A 19,694-nucleotide genomic window follows, 5' to 3' on the forward strand; every position below is an offset into this window, starting at 1 on the left:
GAACGAACGGCGCTTCCCGCGTGGGGCGTCCAGCCGCTTTGGCTGTTACTGTCAACAAGCACAAGGAATCGGATGCCATGGCCAAGGCAACGACCATTAAGATCCGGCTCGTCTCGACCGCCGACACCGGGTACTTCTACGTCACCAAGAAGAACTCGCGCACGATGACCGAGAAGATGACCAAGACCAAGTACGATCCGGTCGCGCGCAAGCACGTCGAGTTCAAGGAATCCAAGATCAAGTGAGTCGGCCTTGGCCGGATGCGCTTCAGAGCGCCCGGCCTGGACGAGACTCCACGCAAAGGCACCCGATTGGGTGCCTTTTTGCTTTTTGACTCCGCGGAAGGGGAATCAGCAGGCCCGCCGCCACTGCCGACAATTTCTGACGTCCGGCACCCTATAGTCCGCCGTTCAATTTCAGAGGACGCGCCGATGGCTGCCGCCGATCGTTCTGCCCTTATCTCCGCTGCCGAAGCGCGTCGAGCGACCCTTTTCGCACTGGTCGCCGTATTCCTCGATGTCGTTGGCTTCGGCCTTATTATCCCGGTCCTTCCGCGACTCATCGAGGAGGTCGGCCACACTGGGCTTGATGGCGCCGCCCGTATCGGCGGCTGGTTGTTTGCTGCGTTCAGCTTGGCACAGTTCGTATTCGCCCCGCTCGCCGGTGCGCTGTCCGACCGGTTCGGTCGGCGGCCGCTGTTGCTTTTGGCCATTGCTGGCCTCTCGGTCGACTATGTCGTGCAGGCAATGGCGCCGACGGTGCTGTGGCTGTTCGTCGGGCGGTTGATTGCCGGTGTCTGCGGTTCGTCCTACGTCATCGCCAATGCCTGCCTCGCCGATGTCAGCTCGCCGGAGAATCGGGCCCGTTCCTTCGGTCGCATGACTGCCGCCTTCGGCCTCGGGTTTGTGCTGGGGCCGGCGATTGGTGGGATGCTTGGGGAGTTTGGCACCCGGGTTCCCTTCTGGAGCGCGGCGGTGCTTGCGGGGGTAAACTTCCTATTCGGTCTTTTCGCGTTGCCGGAGACGCTTGCTTGCGAAAGCCGCCGGTCTTTCCGTTGGCACGAGGCCAATCCTCTCGGCATCCTGGCGGTCTTCGGCCGCTACACCGGCGTGCTTCCCTACGCTTTGGTGTTGACGGTATTTTTCTTCGGCACTTCGGTCTATGCGGCGATATGGCCTTTCTGGGGGATGGCCAAATACGGCTGGTCCAGCATGACCGTCGGGCTGACGCTTGCTGCCTCCGGAATAACAGTTGCGCTGTTACAAGGATTTGGCACCGGGCCGGCGGTGGCCCGCTGGGGCGAGCGGCGAATGGCGGCGGTCGGCCTCGCCGGCGCGGCGACAACTTGCGTTGGCTTTGCTCTTTCGCCGACAACCGCCGTGGTCGTGGTGATGCTGATCGTCAATGCCGTGGAGGGGTTTGCGCATCCGATGCTGTCGGCCTTGATGTCGAAGGCAGTGCCGGAAGATACGCAGGGTGCGCTACAGGGAGGTATCTCGGCACTGATGAACCTCGCCATGCTGGTTGGCGCACTGTTCTATACTCAGGCCTTCGGCTACTTTCTGTCGGAGGCTGCGCCTGTTCGCAGCCCCGATATTTCCTTTTTCATTGCCGCGTCTCTGATGCTGCTGGCCCTCGGTCTGTTTATCCGACAGGCGAGACGAGCAACCGTGTGAAGCGTCAGTTGGCGGGCTTCACCTCGGGCTGGACCTGGGTGGCCGGTGCTTCGCCTGTTGCTGGCGTGTCGTCCTTTTTCTGCTCGGCAGTGCCTGCGCTATCCTCGGTGTTCGGGAGAGCTTCCGCCGCCGGCTGACTGCCGTTTGCGGGTTTTCCGCTGGTAGCCGATTTGTCGTCGGCGGGCGGTGCCACGGCAGAGGGCTCGACGGCGGATGCCGACGGCCCATTGCAAGGCGTCTCCGGCAGCAGCTCGAGGTGAACGATCTTGCCATCGAGAACGAAGTCGCCGTAGTCCAAACGCATCCTCGAGGAGATGCCGTTCTCCCACAAATCAAAAGAGATCGAGTAGTCCGGTGGCTGGTCGCCGCCGGCTTCGGCACCAAAATAGGAGACGGTGACCGGCCAGCGCCGCATGTTGCCGATGGGCTTCTCGCTCTCGTCGGGGGCAGTGGTTCGAGCGGACCCAATGACCGTCGAGGTGTGGAACACGTGCTGGCCGCCATCCGAGCCGTCATAAATGTCATCGGAAAAGACGGTGGTTCCCTTTTCGGCCTCCGCGATGGTCTTGATGAGCTGAGCGGTTGGGAACATCAACGGCTTGTCGATAGTGAACTCGGTGTTCTCGGTCAGCTTGAGCTTGACGTTGACTTTGTCGCCATCACGGACGGCGGTTCCGTTGACGTCCTGGGTCTGCACTTCGTTGACGAAGGTCTGGGACTGGAAACCGAAGCTCCGGCCGTCGCCGCTCTCGAAATTCTTGTTTCGAAGGTCGGTGACCGCCGAGGCGCCAGCGGAGTCGCCTGTCTCCAGCACGAAGCGAAAGTTGACCGTGTAGCCCTCGCAAGCATTACCGGTGAATTCGTAGACCATGCGCCCTTTCATGTTGACGCTGAGGTCGCTCATCTGCGGATTGCTCTCAAGAGCAAGGTCGTAGGCAACACGGTGCGGCACCAAACCGCCAGCAAGCGTCGGCTCGATCAGCGCCGAAAAGGCACAGGCGATCATTGCCGACCGGAAAATCAACTTCATCATGGGTTCCCCGGCCTGTCTGCAAAATGGATTCGTTGAGTATGCGGATGAATGGACACAAGATAGCACGTATACTCATGCAAACATCAACGGATCATAACACGCGCGAGATGTGCGCTCCCACGGGCGAGTTGCGCTGATGGGCGTGATGGGGCATGGCTATTGGAGCGAGTTTGACCTTTGAATCCAGGCTAGATAGAGGCCCCGGATTGGAGGTCAGATCCCAAACCTCCACTAGAAGCACTAGATTGCCGGTGGTTCTTTTGACCCCGATATTTGCTCCGAGGTTTCATCGGATGGAAGTAGGTTTCGGGGCGAACCACCAGCTCTCGTTCAGGAGACTGCCCGCAAATGACCAGTTCTGTCGAATCCGCCCTTAACGGCCTTGGCTTGGCGTTGCCCGAGGCGATCGCGCCCGTCGCCAACTATGTTCCTTACGTTCGCACCGGCAACCTGCTGTTCGTCTCGGGGCAAATCTCCAAGACGACCGCTGGCGCCGCCATCACCGGCAAGCTTGGCGTCGATGTCGATGTGGCCGGCGGACAGAAGGCCGCCGAACTCTGCGCTCTCAACATTCTGGCGCAGGTGAAGGTGGCGGTGGGCGATCTCGACCGCATCGTGCGGGTGGTCCGCCTCAATGCCTTCGTCAATTCCGCCCCGGAATTCACCGATCAGCCGCAGGTCGTCAACGGAGCGTCAAATCTCTTCGCTAACGTCCTGGGCGATAAGGGCAAGCACAGCCGCACAGCCGTCGGTGTCGCTGCCCTGCCGCTCGGCGTCGCGGTAGAAATCGACGCCATCATTGAGGTTTCCTGAGGCAAATGACCGATTTTTCCTGGCTGACCGCCCGCCCCATCGCTCACCGTGGTTTGCATGACGCCAAGGTGGGGCGGATCGAGAATACGCTTTCGGCTTTCGACGCCGCGGCGCGGGCGGGATTTCCGATGGAGATGGATGTTCATCTCTCCGCCGACGGTGTGGTCTACGTTTTCCACGACGACGTTCTCGATCGCCTGACCACCGGCAAGGGCCCGGTGGCCGGCCGGACAATGGCCGAGCTCAAGGCGATCCCGATGGTCGGGACCGAGGATCGCATCCCGACGCTGCGGGAGGTGCTCGACCTCGTCGGTGGCCGCACCGGTTTGGTCATCGAGATCAAGAGCTATTTCACTGCGCGTCAGCGTGACCTTGTCGAGGCCACGGCCCGGGAGCTTTCGACCTATGGCGGGCCGGTGGTGGTGGAATCGTTCGATCCGCGCCAGATCCAGGATATCGCCGAGATCGCTCCGGACCTGCCGCGAGGCATCGTCGCCGACGACGCGGCCAGCGCAAAGGATTACAACGAGTATCGCGTGCTTGACCGCGAGGAACTCGCCACCCTTTCACATCGGTCGTGGTCGCAGTTCCAGTTCGTGAGCTACTGGGTAAGGCTCTTGGGAAATGACGTCAGCTGCCGGATCCGTGACGAGTGGAAGCTGCCGGTGACAGCTTGGACCATCCGCAAGCCGGATGAGCGGCAGGCCGCGGTCGACTTCGGTGCTCAACTGGTGTTCGAGGGCTTCGATCCCGACGCCTGAGGAGCCGTTTCAGATAACGGGGTGGGGCGCCGCAATTGGCGCCCCAGCTTTATCATGCCACGAAGGCAGCCCGGTTCGCCTCGAAGAATGCCGCGAGCGAGCGCGGTTTGCGTCCCGTCAGCTCTTCCACAGCGCCGGACGTTTTCGCCAGCAGGCCGGCGCTGTTGGTTGCATCCATCGAAAGCATAAGCGTGATTACGAAATCGGGTACGCCGGCTGCCTTGAGATTGGCGCCCAGCACCTCTGGCGACAGCCGCACGACGTTGATCGGCTTGCCCAGTATTCCGGAGGCTAGGCTGGCCACTTCCTCGGTCGTGAATGTTTCGTCGCTGGTGATGTCGTAGATGGATTTGTCGTCGGCCCACGGATGGGTCAGGGCGGCGGCGGCGGCGCGGGCGCAATCGTCATGGGCAACATAGGTTACCTTGGTGCCGGATTTATCCGACGTGTACCAGGTGCCTTGCTTCACGACTGCCGGCAAGCCCATGAAGAAGTTCTCTTGATACCAATGGTTCCGCAGAATTCGGTAGGGCAGGCCGCTTTCGAAAATGGACGTTTCGGTACCGGCGTGGTCGCCTGCGAAGAAAAGTGGGTGGTTGGCGCCGTGAGGATTGGGGGCGGATGTGTAGACGATTCCCTTGACGCCGGCCGTCTTTGCCGCGGCCACGGCGGCCTGCTGGCCGGCGAGGCGGCTGCCGATGGCGTCCGTCGATACGATCAGCAGGCGGTCGATCCCGGTGAGGGCCGATACGAGCGTCTCCGGCTTGCCGAAGTCGACGGCCCTCACCGCCACACCGCGCGCGGCAAGGTCGGCGAGCTTGCTAGGGTCGCGGGTCCCTGCGACGATGTCAGAGGGCGAAATGCCAAACTCGTCGATAAGTAGGGTAACCACGCTGCGGCCAAGCTTTCCAGCGGCGCCGGTGACCATCAGTTTCTCGCTCATGGACGATCCTCATATGGAATGCAACATTGTCTCTTTTCGAGACTATGCATAAAATAGAGATCAGGTTCTGATGGGCAAGACGGCAGTTTGGCCTGCGTTAGTTACTTGGAGGGAACCGGTGAAGACGGAAATTTCCGATAATGTGGGGGGCATGCTCGATGGTTTTCAGCAAGCCATCAGGACAGAGCCGAATTTCGATGCCTGCCCGGTTCGAGGCGTGCTCGACCGTATCGGAGACAAATGGAGCACGTTGATGGTGTTGACGCTGGCGTTGCGTCCGCATCGCTTCGGTGAGCTCAAGCGCGCCATCCCCGATATCTCACAGCGTATGCTGACCCAGACGCTCCGCGACCTGCAACGCGATGGCTATGTGGCGCGCAAGGTATTTCCAACCACGCCACCGGCCGTCGAATATAGCCTCACCGAGCTTGGTCAATCGCTGATGACGCCGCTGTCGGGGCTGGTCGACTGGGCGGTCAGGACGCGTGACGCGGTTGAGGCGGCGCGCGTCGCCTTCGATCGTGAGAATCTCTGAGAGCCTGACTCGAAATTCGCTGGGGTGCGGCAGATAGCGATGAATTCGAGAACCGGAGCGGAGCGAACTTGAGGTTCGTGAGCACCGGAGGCGCAGAATTCGAAGCTAGATGTCCGCCCCAGTAGAGTTTCGGGTCAGGCTATGAGACTTCGCCTCACTCTGCCAGAGCGGCCTTGAGCTTCTCGGCGTGGTTTGTGAGCAGCGCGCTGTCGGCCATCTTGCCGGTGTGCGGGCGGAGCGGCGCGCCAAGGTAGCGCGGTACCACGTGGAAATGCAGGTGGAAGACGGTCTGGCCAGCCGGTGCCTCGTTATATTGCATGACGACGGCGCCGTCGGCTTCGAAGGCGCTGACGGCCGCCTTGGCGATCTTCTGCGTTACCTTGATGACCTTGGCGAGAACGTCAGGATCGACGTCAAGAATATTGCGGGCCGGTGTCTTGGGGAGAATCAACGTGTGGCCGTCCGACTGCGGCATAACGTCCATGAAAGCCAAGACGTCGTCGTCCTCGTAGACCTTGTAGGCGGGAATGTCGCCACGCAGGATCTTGGCGAAGATATTGTCGGCATCATAAGCGGTCATCGTATTCTCCCAGGAGGAACCGTCGGAGCGCAAGGTGGTCCCTCGTGCCCGGTCGGTCAATCCTGTTCCTGAAGTGGCCCACGGCGGAAGGGACCAAGGCTTTCGAGTTCCGTTTCGGCGCTGAGGACCGCGCGTCTCTCGCGAGTGAGGAAGTCGGCCACTACGCGCCGGAATCCGGCATCGGCTATATAGTGAGCCGAACGGGTCGTCTCCGGCAGATAGCCACGCGACAGCTTGTGTTCGCCCTGTGCTCCGGCTTCGACCACTGCCAGACGGTGCTCGATCGCGTAATCGATGGCCTGATGATAGCAGACCTCGAAATGCAGGAAGGGGTGTTCCTCGATGGCCCCCCAATTGCGGCCGTAGAGGCGGTCGGAACCGATGAGGTTGAGCGCTCCGGCGATGTAGCGGCCGGCCCGACGCGCCATGACGAGCAGGATGCGGTCGGCCATTCGTTCGGATAGCAGTGAAAAGAAACGACGGTTGAGGTAGGGCGTTCCCCACTTTCTGCTGCCGGTATCCATATAGAAGGCGAAGAAGGCATCCCAGTGAGCCTCGGTGAGGTCGCTGCCGGTTACCCATTCGACGCTGATGCCGTCTTGCAGCGCTTCCCGTCGTTCGCGTTTCAGCGCCTTGCGCTTGCGCGAGGCGAGGCGGCCTAGAAAGTCGTCGTAGGTCGTGTAGCCATCGTTCCTGAACTGGAACTGCTGGTCGAGCCGTTCGAGCCAGCCCTCGGCGCCAAGCGCGGCGGCGCTTTCCTCATCAATAAAGGTCACATGCGCCGAGGAGAGTTCGTAGCGGTCGGCGACGAGCTTCATGCCGCGTGCCAGCGCTTGTCGCGTCGCGTCATCGGCTGCGAGGAGGCGCGGACCTGTCACTGGACTGAAGGGAATGGATGACTGCAGCTTGGGGTAGTATTGTCCACCAGATCGCTCCCAGGCATCGGCCCAGCCATGGTCGAAGACATATTCGCCATAGGAGTGGCCCTTCAGATAGGCTGGGGCCGCACCGATGAGATGACCGTCCTCGTCTTCGAGGAGCAGGTGGCTCGGCAGCCAGCCGGTCTCGGCGGTCGCGCATCCCGCCTCCTCGCAAATCAGCAGGAAGTCATGGCTGATGAAGGGATTGTAGGGGAAGGGCGGTTCGTCACTCATCCAACGGATGGCGCCGCGCGCGCCTGTCTCCCAGCCGGGGTTGGCGAGGCCATCCCAGTCGGCCTTGCTGACAGCGGCGAGCCCGTCGACAGTGCGCAGTGAAAACGAATGGGACATGGACAGAATGCGAGGCTCGGATACGGATTAGCCCTTAGGATAGCTCCGCCGCGACTGATGATGCAAATCCCGAATTTTTCCTACGATCATTGGCCAAATGGTGACGGGGTAAACCAAGGATTAACGAGAAAGCCCCAAGTTGAGGTTGTTGCCAATGACGGATATTCGGGCGTGCATACAGACCGTAAGTTGTCAAAGCGAGAAATGGCGGAGCTCATTACCCGCTTGCGCAACCCTAACGTGAGGGTTGGTGAGCAGCGACGGGCGGAGCGATTGAATTGCCACTGGCCGGCTCTGGTCCATTCCGACCCGCGCGATATCGCCTGCATTGTCGAAAACATCAGCCATAGCGGCTGTCGTGTCCGTACCATTGGAATGTTGTTCGCACCGGGTGATCCGGTCATCGTTCGTATCCCGTCACAGAAAATGGTGTTGGACGGTATCGTTGCCTGGTCGCGGGACGAGGAAGCCGGCATCCGGTTCAGCTTTGGCGACGAAAGCCATAACCTGACCGTTTGATCTCCCAATCGAGTAATTGCGGCGACGGGCAATAGTGCGCCCGCCGCCTGGTCGATTGTCAGGGCGCCATGCCGGGCATTGCTGCCATCGGGTCTGTGCCGGTCAGTAGCGTCGGGTCGAGCATGCCAAAAATCATCGCCACGTGGGCGACGATCAGGAACAGCGCCACAAAGCCGGCATGCAGGCCGAGCCGCGCCTCAGGAGTGCGGCCCTTCCAGAGAAAGCCAAGATCGATCAATGCGATACCACCGAGCGGGATGACGCCGGTCAGGTAAAAGCCGACGGCGATCACGTCAGCCGGCCCACGCCAGGCGCCACCAATGGTCAGGGGCACCACGGCGGTGAAGAACAGGTAGAGGAAGACGCCGAGGAAGTAGATGCCGGCGATCGATCCAGCGATCCGGCTTACCTTCCGCACGGCGCCATCGAGATGGCGCGTATACAGCAGATAGAGTTCGGCAATGGCGATGGTTTCGGCGAGGATCACCGGCACAGCCATGAACAGGATAAGGTTCCAGGGCTGGTTGCTGGCCAGCAGCTGCATGTAGTGAGTCATAGGCATGATCGTCTGTCTCCGTGCCGACAGACGCGGCACTGCGGCCGGCGACTGTGGCAAATGGTCCGTTGATGGATGGTCGTTCGGAAGACGATCAGGCGCGGGGTGGTGGCGTCGGTGGCGCGGAGGACGTGGCCAACAGGCGCCGGACGCTGCTAGGCGCGGCAGCGGAGACCGCGGCTAAAAGAAGAGTCGTTGTCGCAGTCACACTGAATACGCCGGAGCAGGCGGCCGGGCAGGTGCAGTCGGTAAACTTGCTATGATTGCGGCAGGCGTCGCGCGCGTCAGAGCAGAGGGAAGCGCTGGAGGAGGCAAGCCAAACGACAGCATGATCGAGGGCTTGTGTCGTCGCGGTCGGGGCAACAGGCGCCGTTGTCTCGGTGAGCTGTGACGGGGTGTGCGCCATGCCGTGCTCGTGCGCGGAGGCGACTGACATGAAGGTCAGCATCAGCAGCGCGAAGAGGACGAAGACCTGGCGGGGCATGCCGACCTTTATGACTGAACGGCGACGGCGCGACTATCAGCAGGCCGGCCGACCGCCGTCAATCAAGGGAAAACGCGGCAAGGCCCTCAGTGCCCATGCCCGTAGACTTTGACAGGGTCGAAAAGACGGTCGCCGCCGATGTGTTCGAGCCTCACCGGGCCCTCGGCCGCCTTCTGGCCGATGGGAGCGTGCCGGTAGAAACAGGAGAGCTGTCCAGTGTGGCATGTGGCGCCGGTGCCGTCCACGCGCACGCGCAATACGAGCGCGTCCTGGTCGCAGTCAGTCAGAAGTTCGACCACCTTCTGTACGTTGCCGGAGGTGGCGCCCTTGTGCCAGAGCTCGTTGCGTGACCGACTCCAATACCAGCCTTCGCCGGTTTGAATGGTCAGCGCGAGGCTCTCGGCGCTCATGTAGGCGACCATCAGCACCTGACCGCTATCGGCGTCGACTGTGACGCAGGCGATCGTGCCGTCCGGGCCGAAGCGCGGGGTCAGCACATCACCCGCCTCAAGCGCCGCCTTATTGCCGGCGGGCGGGAACAGTTTCGTCTCGGACGTCATGTCGGGATCACTTGCCTTCGCCGCGCAGCATCATCATGAAGCGGGCCTGTTCGGTGGGGTCGGTCTTGAAGCAGCCGGTGAAACGGGCGGTCACCGTCGACGCGCCCGGCTTCTGCACGCCGCGCATCGCCATGCAAAGATGCTCCGCCTCGATCAGCACGGCGCAGCCTCGCGGCTTCAGCACCTTTTCGATGGCATTGCTGACCTGAGCGGTCATCGTTTCCTGCGTCTGTAGCCGACGGGCGTACATTTCGACGATGCGGGCGAGCTTGGAGAGACCAACGACACCTGAGGTTGGGTAGTAGGCGATGTGGGCCTTGCCGATGAACGGCACCATATGGTGCTCGCAGTGCGAATAGAAAGGGATGTCACGAACGAGGATCAACTCGTCGTAGCCGGCTACCTCGGTGAAGATGCGGTCGAGCACTTCCTCGTCGGTTTGGCTGTAGCCTGAAAAAAGCTCGGCATAGGCTTTGACGACGCGCTTGGGGGTGTCACGTAGCCCCTCACGTTCCGGATCCTCGCCGGCATAGGCAATGAGCGTGCGGACGGCGGCCTCGGCTTCCTCGCGGCTTGGGCGGCGAGTTTTGCGGGCACTGGCGGTGAAGATGGCATCGTCCATGCTTGGTCCTTCCTGGGGTCTCGCGCAGGTTCTCGCGGAGGCCACAACGTCCGGCTTGTCTCCGCGCTTGGCGGGAAGGCCGTCTCAGGCCTATATACGCGTCGTGCCCCGGAGTTCAAAGGCGGTTGGCGAGAAGCTGGATATTATGCTTGGCCGTCCGCCGAAGGTGTCAGCATGCTCGACGACGTCTATAACGCGCACATCCTTGAACTGGCCGGCAACATAGGCCGCGTCGGCCGTCTTGCCGGGCCGGATGCCACGGCGACGCGCCATTCCAAGTTATGCGGCTCGCGGATCACCGTCGATCTCCGGTTAGAAGGTGACGTCGTTGCCGACTATGCTCACGAGGTGAAGGCTTGCGCGCTGGGGCAGGCAGCGGCGGCCGTTATGGCTAAAAACGTGGTGGGTGCCACGTCCGCCGAACTCAGGCAGGCGCGTGACGAGATGTTCGCCATGCTCAAAGAGGGCGCCGCGCCGCCGGCCGGTCGCTTTGCCGAGCTTCGCTATCTTGAGCCGGTGCGCGACTTCAAGGCGCGACACACTTCGACCATGCTGGTGTTCGAGGCGGTGGTTGCTTGCCTTGACGATATCGCCGCCGCGCGTGTCGCTGGCTAGGAATCGGCCATGTGCGAATGCGGACAGCGACATAGCGATGAAGGCGGCCACGTCAATTCAGACGTTACGACTCGTCGGTCGACGCCGGGGCGTCTTGTTGGCCGGGGACTGATACGAGTCTATCAGATCGTTTTGTCGCCTTTGATGGGGCGGCAGTGCCGTCATCTTCCCACCTGCTCCAGCTATACCGACGAGGCAATCGGCCGGTTCGGCTTATGGGCCGGTGGCTGGATGGGCCTTGCCCGCATTCTCCGCTGCAATCCCTGGGGCTCGTCCGGCTTCGATCCGGTGCCAGAGACGATCGATCGAACCTATCGGTGGTGGCGCCCCTGGAAGGGCGCGCGCTGGAGCGGCACTCATATCGATCCGGCGACTCGGCTAGACTGACGCCTCCCCAGCGGCCTCGGCGGCGCGATGGCCGGAGACTTCAGAACCGGCGTTCGGCGACATCCGGGCATAGATCGGGATGCAGAGAAGGCCGATCACCGCCAGCGCCAGGAAGGCCGGAATGAAGTCCGTTGGAAGGACGGCCATGTCGCCGCGCATCGAGCGGGTGATCTCAAGGGCGGTGGCACCAACCGCGACGCCGAGCGCCGCCGAGATCTGCTGGCCGACCGAGGAGATCGAAGTGGCGTGGCTCATATGCCGATTGTCCACCTCCGCAAAGGCGAGACCATTGAGCGCGGTGAATTGCAAGGAGCGGAAGAAACCGCCAACCAGCAGCACAGCGAAGATCACCAGATGCGATGTCTCCTTGCTGAAAGAGATAATAGCCAAGAGGAATGCGGTGGTGAACAGCGTGTTGACCATCAGCACCATGCGAAAACCGTAGGCCCGGACGATGCGAGGCGCTGAAAACTTCATGAATACCGCGCCGGCGGCGGTGGCGAAGGTGAGCATGCCGCTTTCGAACGGCGTCATGCCGAAGCCGAGCTGAAGAAGAAGCGGCAGAAGGAAGGGAATGGCGCCAACGCCGATGCGGAACAGAAGACCACCGAGCACCGATACGCGGAATGTCGGCAAACGGAAGAGATTCAAGTCCATCAACGGTTCGGGGGTTTCCACCGCGTGGCGGGCATAGGCATAGAGCGAAGCCGCGCCGACCGTGATCAGGGCGATGTCGAGCCAGGTTGGCAGCACGCCGATGCCGCCGGCGGCGACGCCGAATACGAAACCAGCGAGACCGATGCCGGACAGCACGAAACCGCGCGTATCGAGCGGCGGAAGATTCTCTTCCTTGTAGTTCTTGATGAAAATGCTGACGAGAATGAGACCGACGATGCTGATCGGGATATTGATCCAGAAGATCCAGCGCCACTGGAAAAAGGTGGTGATGAAGCCGCCGAGCGGCGGCCCGAGCACCGGGCCGATCATGGCCGGCACCGTCAGCCAGCTCATGGCGCGCAGATAATCGGACTTCTGAATCGAGCGCAGCATTACCAGCCGGCCAACCGGCACCATCATCGCGCCGCCGGCGCCCTGGACGATGCGGGAGGCGACGAAACCTTCGAGTGATGACGACAGGCCGCAGAGTATCGACCCGGTTACAAACACCACGATGGCGAGACGGAAGATGGTTCGGGCACCGAAACGGTCCGCCATCCAGCCGGAGATCGGCAGGAAGACAGCCACCGAAATCAGATAGCTGGTGAAGGCCAGTTTCAGGGAAATCGGATCGACACCGAGATCGATGGCGATCTGCGGTAGCGAGGTGGAGACCACCGAGCTGTCCAGATTTTCCATAAAGAGCGCGCAGGCGACAATCAGCGGAATAAGCATGGCTTTCTCACGTTTCGTCCGGTTTATGGCGGAAGCGCGGTCAAGGGTCGAGGGGATAGCGATCACATGTCGGAGAACATGACTGTCATGCGCGCGGAAACGGTGTGTCGCCTTTGATTTCCGATGCTTCTCGGACTAAAGTCTTTGTGTCGGCGTGGGTTCCCACACTGGCAACCATTCTCGGGGCGGGGTGAAATTCCCCACCGGCGGTAATGGCGGCGTGAGTCGTCTAGCCCGCGAGCGCTCCAGCCGTAAGGCCGGGGGTCAGCAGATCCGGTTGGATTCCGGAGCCGACGGTACAGTCCGGATGAAAGAGAAGGGTATGCTGAAAATCCCGTTCGCGACGGTGTTTGCCGGCCGCGACCGATTGTCTTCATGACCCGATCGCCCTGATTCCGTGTCGTTCCTTGTCTTAAGGATCCGAACCTTGAATCAGAGCCCGAACAAGACCAAGTCGTTTCCCGTGCTGGGGGCGATCTACATGGTGTCGGCCGGCGTCGTCTTCGCCGCTATCAATGTGCTCACCCAGTGGGTGACCGGAACCTACCATTTCTCATCGCAGGCGCTCGCCTTCTGGCAATACGGCCTGTCACTCGTCTTCTTCCTGCCCACGCTTCTGAAGCTCGGTGCCGGCGCCTTCCACACCGCCCATCCGGTGGCGCATATCGTTCGCGTCGTCTTCGCAACGCTCGGCGTACAGTTTTTCGTCGGTGCGCTGGCAGCCGGCGTGCCGATCGCCCAAGTGGTGGCGGTGGATATGACCTCGCCGTTCATCGTCATCGTGGCGGCCCGGCTCATCCTTGGTGAGCGTATCGGCCCACATCGGGCACTGGCCACGGTCGTCGGGTTTATCGGCGGCATGCTGATCCTCGCCCCTTGGTCGGACAGCTTCTCGGTCTATAGCCTGTTGCCGCTCGGCGCGGCGGCTATGTGGGCGGCTTCGTCGGTGATGACCAAGCAGCTCGCCGCCGTTGAGAGTCCGGCTTCGGTGACCATCTATCTGCTGGCGCTGCTCACTCCGATCAATGCCGCCTTCCTGCTCACTTCAACCGGGTTCGACGTGGGAGCCGCCTTCGCACTGCCGGCAGGCACGGTGCTTTGGGTGGTGGTGGCGTTGGCAGCACTGACCGCCGCGGCGCAATATCTTCTGACGCTCGCCTATGCGCGCGCTGACGCTTCCTATCTCCAGACCTTCGATAACGTGCGCCTGCCGCTCAACACGCTGGCCGGTTGGCTGGTCTTTGCCTATGCCCCGAGCGGCTATCTCTGGGGCGGCGCTATCCTGATTATCGGCGCATCACTCTACTTGCTGCGCACGGAGACCGCGACGCGGGGTGGTGACGAGCCCGTGCCGGCTTGAGGATGGCGGCAACGGTGGGCGGAGCGAATGCTCCGGCCGCCGTCTTTTGGCGAAAGCGGTGTGAACAACCGGCGAGTGGCGGCGACCGGCTTTGCATGTGTCGCTCATTCGTGCGAAAAGTCCGTTTCTCTTAGCGGGGTTGCCCCGCCGTTCTACGGGCTTGAATGACATGTCGGTGCTGAAATCGATCCGGAACGCCGTGCCGCCGATCCATCCGGAAGGGCACAAGTTCATCCTGATTTTCCTGGCGGCGACCGTGCTGCTCGGCTGGCTGTTCGAACCGCTGTTCTGGATCGGGTTGGCGCTCACCATCTGGTGCGCTCTGTTTTTCCGCGATCCCATACGCGTCACGCCGGTGTCGAACTCGCTCGTCGTTTCGCCGGCTGATGGTCGCATTTCGTCGGTGGGCCTCGCCGTGCCGCCTCGTGAACTCGGTTTGGGTTCCGAGCCGCTGTTCCGGATCTGCGTGTTCATGAACGTGTTCGACGTGCACGTAAACCGAGCGCCGGTCACTGGCCGCGTCACCCGCATCGCCTACAAGGCCGGTAAGTTCATCAACGCCGAGCTCGACAAGGCCAGCGAGGACAACGAGCGCAACGGCTTGGTGATCGAGCGACCAGACGGGCGTATCGTCGGCGTGGTTCAGATCGCCGGTCTGATTGCTCGGCGTATCGTCTCCTTCACGCGAGAGGGCGAGAGCCTTACCGTTGGCGATCGCTTCGGCCTCATCCGCTTCGGTTCGCGTGTGGACGTCTATCTACCGACGACGGCGACGGCGCTCGTCTCCGAAGGTACGCGGGCGATCGCCGGCGAGACTGTGCTCGCCGATATCGACGGCATCACCAAGACGCCTTTCGTGCGTGTGGCCTGAGGCGGACGGTAATGCCTGGACTTTTCCCGCCGTTTGATCCCGATCCGGAAGCCGTTGAACGTCCGAAGCGGGTTCGTCGTATTCCGATCCGGAGCGTGATTCCCAACCTCGTGACGTTGTTGTCGCTGTGTGCCGGGCTCACGTCGATCCGCATGGGCTTTGAGGGGCGCGTGGATATGGCGGTCTACGCCATTCTGATCGCCGCCGTGCTCGATGGGCTCGATGGTCGGCTCGCCCGCTACCTTCATGTCACCTCAAAATTTGGTGCCGAACTCGATTCCCTTAGCGATTTCCTCAGCTTCGGTGTTGCACCGCCGCTGCTGCTGTTCGTGTGGAATTTCCACGACATCAATTCCTTCGGCTGGGTTGCCGTGGTGCTGTTCGCTATCGCCGGTGCTTTGCGTCTTGCTCGCTTCAACACGATGTTGGGCGAGAACAAGCCGGCTTGGCAGGCCAACTTTTTCACCGGGGTGCCGATTCCGGCCGGTGCGCTCGCCGTGCTCCTGCCGATTTATATCGATCGTGTCGGCATCGACGTGCCGCAAGCGGCGGCACCGGTGGTGGTTGCCTATGTCGTGTTGATCGCGGCGCTGATGGTCAGCCGCGTGCCGACTTTCTCGGGCAAAAAATATGGTGGCATCCAACGCGAATGGGTGGTGCCTATCCTGATCGGCGTTGTTATCCTGGCCATGCTGCTGGTCAGCTATCCATTCCATGTCCTCAGCATTCTGACCATTCTTTACCTTGCTTATATTCCGTTTGGCTGGCGTGCGTGGAACCGGCTGGCGCGCACGCACGGTACTAAGGAAGATGAGTTGACGCTCGACGTGGGGGGCTCATTCCCCGACGATGAGATCACGCACTGAGCCGGCTGCGCTCCGCTCTAGCTGCTCCGGCGTTGGCGCCGGTAAATCGCTCAAGCAGACGAGGTGACGCGACATGATCGATAAGACCTATCCCCGCGACATGGTCGGTTACGGCCGCAATCCTCCCGACGCCGCTTGGCCGGAAGGCGCTCACATCGCGGTGCAGTTCGTGGTCAACTATGAGGAGGGCGGCGAGAATTGCATTCTCCATGGCGACGCTGCCTCCGAAGCCTTCTTGTCGGAAATCGTCGGCGCCCAGCCCTGGCCGGGCCAGCGGCACGCCAACATGGAGTCCATTTACGAATACGGCTCGCGCGCCGGCTTCTGGCGGCTCCATCGCCTGTTCACCTCCCGCGCCGTGCCGGTCACGGTCTATGGCGTTGCCACCGCGCTGGCTCGCAATCCGGAGATAGTGGCGGCCATGAAGGAGGCCGACTGGGAGATCGCCAGCCACGGCCTCAAGTGGATCGACTACAAGGACTATACCAAGGAGGCCGAGCGCGAGCACATGCTCGAAGCCATCCGCCTCCACGAAGAGGTCACGGGATCGCGGCCGCTCGGCTGGTATACCGGCCGCGCCTCGATCCACTCCAACGAACTCGCCATGGAGGAGGGCGGTTTCCTCTATTCGTCGGACTCCTACGCCGATGATCTGCCCTATTGGGTGGAGGGACCCAGCGGGCCGCATCTCATCATTCCGTATACGCTCGACACCAACGATATGCGGTTTGCGACAAATCAAGGCTTCAACTCGGGGGATCAGTTCTACACGTACCTCAAGGACGCTTTTGATGTCCTCTACGAGGAGGGCCGAAACGGCAGTCCCAAGATGCTGAACGTTGGCCTGCATTGCCGCCTCGTCGGGCGACCGGCCCGAGTGGCCGCGCTTCAGCGTTTTGTAGATTACGTGCTTTCGCATGATAAGGTCTGGGTACCCCGCCGGATCGATATCGCCTGGCACTGGATCGCCCAACACCGGCCCGGCGCTTGACGCTGGCAAAAAGAGAGAGAACGACAATTGGCGCCGGCTGGCACTACCGGCGCCTTTGAATCGCTGGTAAGAAAACCAAAGAAAAATCAATTATTTCGGCGATCGGCGGTAAGCGCTCGGTCGACGCGACTACAGGCAGGAGGCTCGATAAAATGACCAACCACCGTATATTCCGCACATTGTCGGCGACGTTGATCGCCGGCTCGATGCTGGCGGTTCTGGCGACGCCGTCGCTGGCCGAGGTCGTCATCCGCCGCGGCAATGGCGGCGAACCGCAGACGCTGGATCAGGCGCACATCTCGATCGACGTCGAGGGCTTCATTGTCCGCGACATGTTCGAGGGCCTTACCATTTATGATCCGCACGGCAAGGTCATCCCGGGCGCAGCCGAGAGCTGGAAATTGTCGGACGACGGTCTGGTCTACACCTTCAAGCTTCGCGACAACGCGAACTGGTCGGATGGCAAGCCGGTGACGGCAAAAGACTTCGTGTTTGCCTACCGTCGGATGGAGGATCCGAAGGAAGCCGCCGAATACGCCAACATTCTCTATCCGATCAAGAATGCCGAAGCGATCAATGGCGGTAAAGCCGCTGTCGACACGCTGGGCGTCAAGGCGATCGATGACAAGACCCTCGAGATCACGCTTGAGCGTTCGACCCCCTACTTCATCGAGCTGCTGGCCCATTACGCCGCGCTGCCGGTGCCGAGCTGGGCTATCGAGAAGTTCGGCAGCGAGTGGATCAAGCCGGGCAACATCGTCTGCAACGGCGCCTACTGCCTGACCGAGAACGTGCCCAACGATCATCTCACGACGGTCAAGAATCCCAAGTACTGGGATGCGGCCAGCGTCAAGATCGACAAGGTCATCTACAATCCGTCGGAAGATATGGCGACCACCGAGCGCATGTTCGAAGCCGGCGAGCTGGACGTCGTCTATAATTTCCAGACCGACCAGAAGAAGTTCCTCGAGGGCAAGCTCGGCAAGGACCAGGTTCTGGCCGCGCCCGACCTTTCTTCCTATTATTACGTCCTCGATACGCGCAAGCCGCCGTTCGACGACGTTCGCGTCCGTCAGGCCTTCTCGATGGCCGTCGATCGCGACTTCCTGTCGGAGAAGATCTTCTCCGGCACGCAGCTGCCGGCCTACTCCTTCGTGCCGGAAGGCATTGTCGGCTATACGCCGGCCAAGCCCGAATGGTCCGAGCTCGATCAGCTCGACCGTGAGGACAAGGCCAAGGACCTGCTGAAGGAAGCTGGCTACGGCGAGGGCGGCAAGCCGCTTAAGGTCGACATCCGCTTCAACACCAACGAGAACCACAAGAAGGTGGCCACCGCCGTCGCCGACATGTGGAAGGCGCTGGGCGCCGAGGTGACCATTCAGAACCTCGACGTGAAGTCGCATTACGCCTACTTGCAGGAAGGCGGCTCGTTCGACGCGGCCCGTTGCGGTTGGCAGGCCGACTATGCCGACCCGGAAAACTTCCTCAACCTGATGGTCAGCTCCAACAAGACCTTCAACTACGGTCACTACACGAATGCCAAGTTCGACGAGCTGATGAAGGGCTCCTACGAGGAGCGCGATGCCGCCAAGCGTTTGCAGATGCTGCATGACGCCGAGCAGGTCGCCATGGACGAGCAGGGTGTCGTGCCGCTGATGGTGCATGCCTCCACCTGGCTCGTTTCAAACAAGGTCAAGGGCTTTGCGCTGAATGGCGTCAACGAGCACCTGACCAAGTTCCTGTCGCTTCAATGAGATGATCGACGGCGTTCGCCCATTTCCCTCTGTCGGGGAAAAGGGCGACGTTCCTGAGGGCGGCGCTTTCCCGTGAAGGGGAGGCGGCGCCCGTCGGACTATCCGGAATATTCGTTGCCGGGTGCCCTTGGCCGACGGGTCGTTCTCGCCTTCCGTGACCAATCCAACGGGGACGGGTCCATGTTACGTTTTGTCCTGCGACGGTTGATGTCGGCCCTGCCGACCATCTTCATCGTCGTCACAATGTCTTTCTTCCTGATGCGCGTTGCGCCGGGTGGTCCGTTCAACCTCGAACGCCCCTTGGAGCCGCAGACGCTCGAGAACCTCAAGCGCGCCTTCCTGCTCGATCAGCCGCTGGTGGTGCAGTACGGCCACTATCTGTGGAATCTCCTGCACGGCGACTTTGGTCCGAGCTTCATCTATCGCGATTTCACCGTGGCCCAGTTGATTGCCAACAGCCTGCCGTATTCGATGGTTCTCGGCTCGTGGGCGCTGCTTCTCGCGGTGTTTGGCGGTATTGCCATCGGTTCCTACGCGGCGCTCCGGCAAAACTCCTTCGTCGACTATGCCGTGATGAGCATTGCGAGCTTCGGTATCACCGTTCCGAATTTCGTGCTGGCGCCGATCCTGTCCTTCGTCTTCGCCGTGGTGCTGCATTGGCTGCCGGCCGGCGGCTGGGGCGACGGTGGCCCCGCTAATCTGCTGTTGCCGGTGATCTCGCTCGCGCTGCCGCAGCTTGCCGTGTTCGCGCGCATCACCCGCGGCTCGATGATCGAGACGCTGAGAGCCGACCACATCCGTACCGCCCGCGCCTACGGCCTGCCGACCCGTGTTGTGGTCGTCGTCCACGCCATGCGCGCCGCGCTGGTGCCGGCCGTCAGCTATCTCGGTCCGGTCGCTGCCGCCGTTCTGACCGGCTCGGTGGTGGTCGAGACGGTGTTCGGGCTGCCCGGTGTCGGTCGCTATTTCGTCCTCGGCGCCCTCAACCGCGACTACACGCTGGTGATGGGCACCGTGGTGCTGATCTCGGTGTTCATCGTCGTGTTCAATCTTCTCGTCGACATTCTCTATGCCGTTCTCGATCCGAGGGTCCGTTATGAGTGAG

22 protein-coding genes and 1 riboswitch are annotated in these 19,694 nt (G+C 61.6%); of the genes, 14 read left to right on the forward strand and 8 right to left on the reverse strand.

What is annotated here, in order from left to right; translation table 11 throughout:
* Nucleotides 1-77: 77 nt before the first annotated feature.
* Together rpmG and AB6N07_RS14060 are read left to right on the forward strand one after the other, a co-directional pair.
* A complete protein-coding gene (gene rpmG / locus AB6N07_RS14055) occupies nt 78-245 on the forward strand; it encodes a 50S ribosomal protein L33 (RefSeq protein WP_026782960.1) in 168 nt (55 codons plus the stop codon).
* Nucleotides 246-431: 186 nt separating this feature from the next.
* Entirely contained in the window at nt 432-1,676 is a 1,245-nt protein-coding gene (locus tag AB6N07_RS14060) for a TCR/Tet family MFS transporter (protein WP_370673713.1), read from the forward strand.
* A 4-nt stretch (nt 1,677-1,680) separates the two neighbouring features.
* Here the strand turns inward: AB6N07_RS14060 and AB6N07_RS14065 are convergent, their stop codons facing one another.
* On the reverse strand, nt 1,681-2,709 hold the full coding sequence (locus AB6N07_RS14065) for an EipB family protein (protein ID WP_370673714.1): 1,029 nt from the start codon (nt 2,707-2,709) through the stop codon (nt 1,681-1,683).
* A 348-nt stretch (nt 2,710-3,057) separates the two neighbouring features.
* Between AB6N07_RS14065 and AB6N07_RS14070 the strand changes: the two genes are divergently transcribed.
* Both AB6N07_RS14070 and AB6N07_RS14075 read left to right on the forward strand, forming a co-directional pair.
* Complete coding sequence (locus tag AB6N07_RS14070) at nt 3,058-3,522, forward strand: RidA family protein (protein WP_370673715.1); 465 nt, start codon at nt 3,058-3,060, stop codon at nt 3,520-3,522.
* A gap of 5 nt (nt 3,523-3,527) precedes the next feature.
* Complete coding sequence (locus AB6N07_RS14075) at nt 3,528-4,283, forward strand: glycerophosphodiester phosphodiesterase family protein (RefSeq protein WP_370673716.1); 756 nt, start codon at nt 3,528-3,530, stop codon at nt 4,281-4,283.
* Between the two features lie 52 nt (nt 4,284-4,335).
* On the opposite strand, the gene AB6N07_RS14080 is transcribed toward AB6N07_RS14075, so the two are convergent.
* On the reverse strand, nt 4,336-5,226 hold the full coding sequence (locus AB6N07_RS14080; protein WP_370673717.1) for an NmrA family NAD(P)-binding protein: 891 nt from the start codon (nt 5,224-5,226) through the stop codon (nt 4,336-4,338).
* A gap of 151 nt (nt 5,227-5,377) precedes the next feature.
* Here AB6N07_RS14080 and AB6N07_RS14085 point away from each other — a divergent pair, with 151 nt between their 5' ends.
* Nucleotides 5,378-5,761 carry a winged helix-turn-helix transcriptional regulator gene (locus tag AB6N07_RS14085; protein WP_370678239.1) on the forward strand — a complete coding sequence of 128 codons (384 nt, stop codon included), beginning with the start codon at nt 5,378-5,380 and terminating at the stop codon, nt 5,759-5,761.
* A gap of 154 nt (nt 5,762-5,915) precedes the next feature.
* On the opposite strand, the gene AB6N07_RS14090 is transcribed toward AB6N07_RS14085, so the two are convergent.
* A complete protein-coding gene (locus AB6N07_RS14090; protein WP_370673718.1) occupies nt 5,916-6,341 on the reverse strand; it encodes an HIT family protein in 426 nt (141 codons plus the stop codon).
* Between the two features lie 56 nt (nt 6,342-6,397).
* The gene (locus tag AB6N07_RS14095) at nt 6,398-7,612 is read right to left on the reverse strand and encodes a GNAT family N-acetyltransferase (protein ID WP_370673719.1); all 1,215 of its coding nucleotides are present in this window, start codon (nt 7,610-7,612) and stop codon (nt 6,398-6,400) included.
* A 57-nt stretch (nt 7,613-7,669) separates the two neighbouring features.
* Here AB6N07_RS14095 and AB6N07_RS14100 point away from each other — a divergent pair, with 57 nt between their 5' ends.
* Nucleotides 7,670-8,131: a PilZ domain-containing protein gene (locus tag AB6N07_RS14100; protein ID WP_370673720.1), complete on the forward strand. Its 462-nt coding sequence runs from the start codon at nt 7,670-7,672 to the stop codon at nt 8,129-8,131.
* Between the two features lie 58 nt (nt 8,132-8,189).
* Here AB6N07_RS14100 and AB6N07_RS14105 read toward each other — a convergent pair whose 3' ends face one another.
* From AB6N07_RS14105 to folE, 3 genes are all read right to left on the reverse strand, one after another.
* A complete protein-coding gene (locus AB6N07_RS14105; RefSeq protein WP_370673721.1) occupies nt 8,190-8,693 on the reverse strand; it encodes a DUF6803 family protein in 504 nt (167 codons plus the stop codon).
* 564 nt (nt 8,694-9,257) lie between these two features.
* Entirely contained in the window at nt 9,258-9,731 is a 474-nt protein-coding gene (gene hisI / locus AB6N07_RS14110) for a phosphoribosyl-AMP cyclohydrolase (RefSeq protein ID WP_370673722.1), read from the reverse strand.
* A gap of 7 nt (nt 9,732-9,738) precedes the next feature.
* Nucleotides 9,739-10,353, reverse strand: coding sequence for a GTP cyclohydrolase I FolE (folE, locus tag AB6N07_RS14115; RefSeq protein ID WP_370673723.1), 615 nt, complete (start codon nt 10,351-10,353; stop codon nt 9,739-9,741).
* A gap of 174 nt (nt 10,354-10,527) precedes the next feature.
* On the opposite strand from folE, the gene AB6N07_RS14120 reads away from it, so the two are divergent.
* Both AB6N07_RS14120 and yidD read left to right on the forward strand, forming a co-directional pair.
* Entirely contained in the window at nt 10,528-10,968 is a 441-nt protein-coding gene (locus tag AB6N07_RS14120; RefSeq protein ID WP_370673724.1) for an iron-sulfur cluster assembly scaffold protein, read from the forward strand.
* A 9-nt stretch (nt 10,969-10,977) separates the two neighbouring features.
* The gene (gene yidD / locus AB6N07_RS14125; protein WP_370673725.1) at nt 10,978-11,355 is read left to right on the forward strand and encodes a membrane protein insertion efficiency factor YidD; all 378 of its coding nucleotides are present in this window, start codon (nt 10,978-10,980) and stop codon (nt 11,353-11,355) included.
* Here the strand turns inward: yidD and AB6N07_RS14130 are convergent.
* Entirely contained in the window at nt 11,347-12,747 is a 1,401-nt protein-coding gene (locus AB6N07_RS14130) for an MFS transporter (RefSeq protein ID WP_370673726.1), read from the reverse strand. The genes yidD and AB6N07_RS14130 overlap by 9 nt on opposite strands.
* A gap of 172 nt (nt 12,748-12,919) precedes the next feature.
* A riboswitch (FMN riboswitch) is annotated at nt 12,920-13,070 on the forward strand.
* Nucleotides 13,071-13,174: 104 nt separating this feature from the next.
* Between AB6N07_RS14130 and AB6N07_RS14135 the strand changes: the two genes are divergently transcribed.
* From AB6N07_RS14135 to oppB, 6 genes are all read left to right on the forward strand, one after another.
* Nucleotides 13,175-14,107, forward strand: a complete 933-nt coding sequence (locus AB6N07_RS14135) for a DMT family transporter (protein ID WP_370673727.1) — start codon at nt 13,175-13,177, stop codon at nt 14,105-14,107.
* A gap of 160 nt (nt 14,108-14,267) precedes the next feature.
* Entirely contained in the window at nt 14,268-14,978 is a 711-nt protein-coding gene (locus AB6N07_RS14140; protein ID WP_370673728.1) for a phosphatidylserine decarboxylase, read from the forward strand.
* Between the two features lie 11 nt (nt 14,979-14,989).
* Nucleotides 14,990-15,844, forward strand: coding sequence for a CDP-diacylglycerol--serine O-phosphatidyltransferase (gene pssA / locus AB6N07_RS14145; protein ID WP_370673729.1), 855 nt, complete (start codon nt 14,990-14,992; stop codon nt 15,842-15,844).
* A 73-nt stretch (nt 15,845-15,917) separates the two neighbouring features.
* On the forward strand, nt 15,918-16,835 hold the full coding sequence (gene puuE / locus AB6N07_RS14150; RefSeq protein ID WP_370673730.1) for an allantoinase PuuE: 918 nt from the start codon (nt 15,918-15,920) through the stop codon (nt 16,833-16,835).
* Between the two features lie 152 nt (nt 16,836-16,987).
* Nucleotides 16,988-18,589 carry a peptide ABC transporter substrate-binding protein gene (locus AB6N07_RS14155; protein ID WP_370673731.1) on the forward strand — a complete coding sequence of 534 codons (1,602 nt, stop codon included), beginning with the start codon at nt 16,988-16,990 and terminating at the stop codon, nt 18,587-18,589.
* A 180-nt stretch (nt 18,590-18,769) separates the two neighbouring features.
* On the forward strand, nt 18,770-19,693 hold the full coding sequence (gene oppB, locus AB6N07_RS14160) for an oligopeptide ABC transporter permease OppB (RefSeq protein WP_370673732.1): 924 nt from the start codon (nt 18,770-18,772) through the stop codon (nt 19,691-19,693).
* Nucleotide 19,694: the final 1 nt, after the last annotated feature.

The organism is Pleomorphomonas sp. PLEO (assembly GCF_041320595.1).
In the GTDB taxonomy this organism is placed as follows: domain Bacteria; phylum Pseudomonadota; class Alphaproteobacteria; order Rhizobiales; family Pleomorphomonadaceae; genus Pleomorphomonas.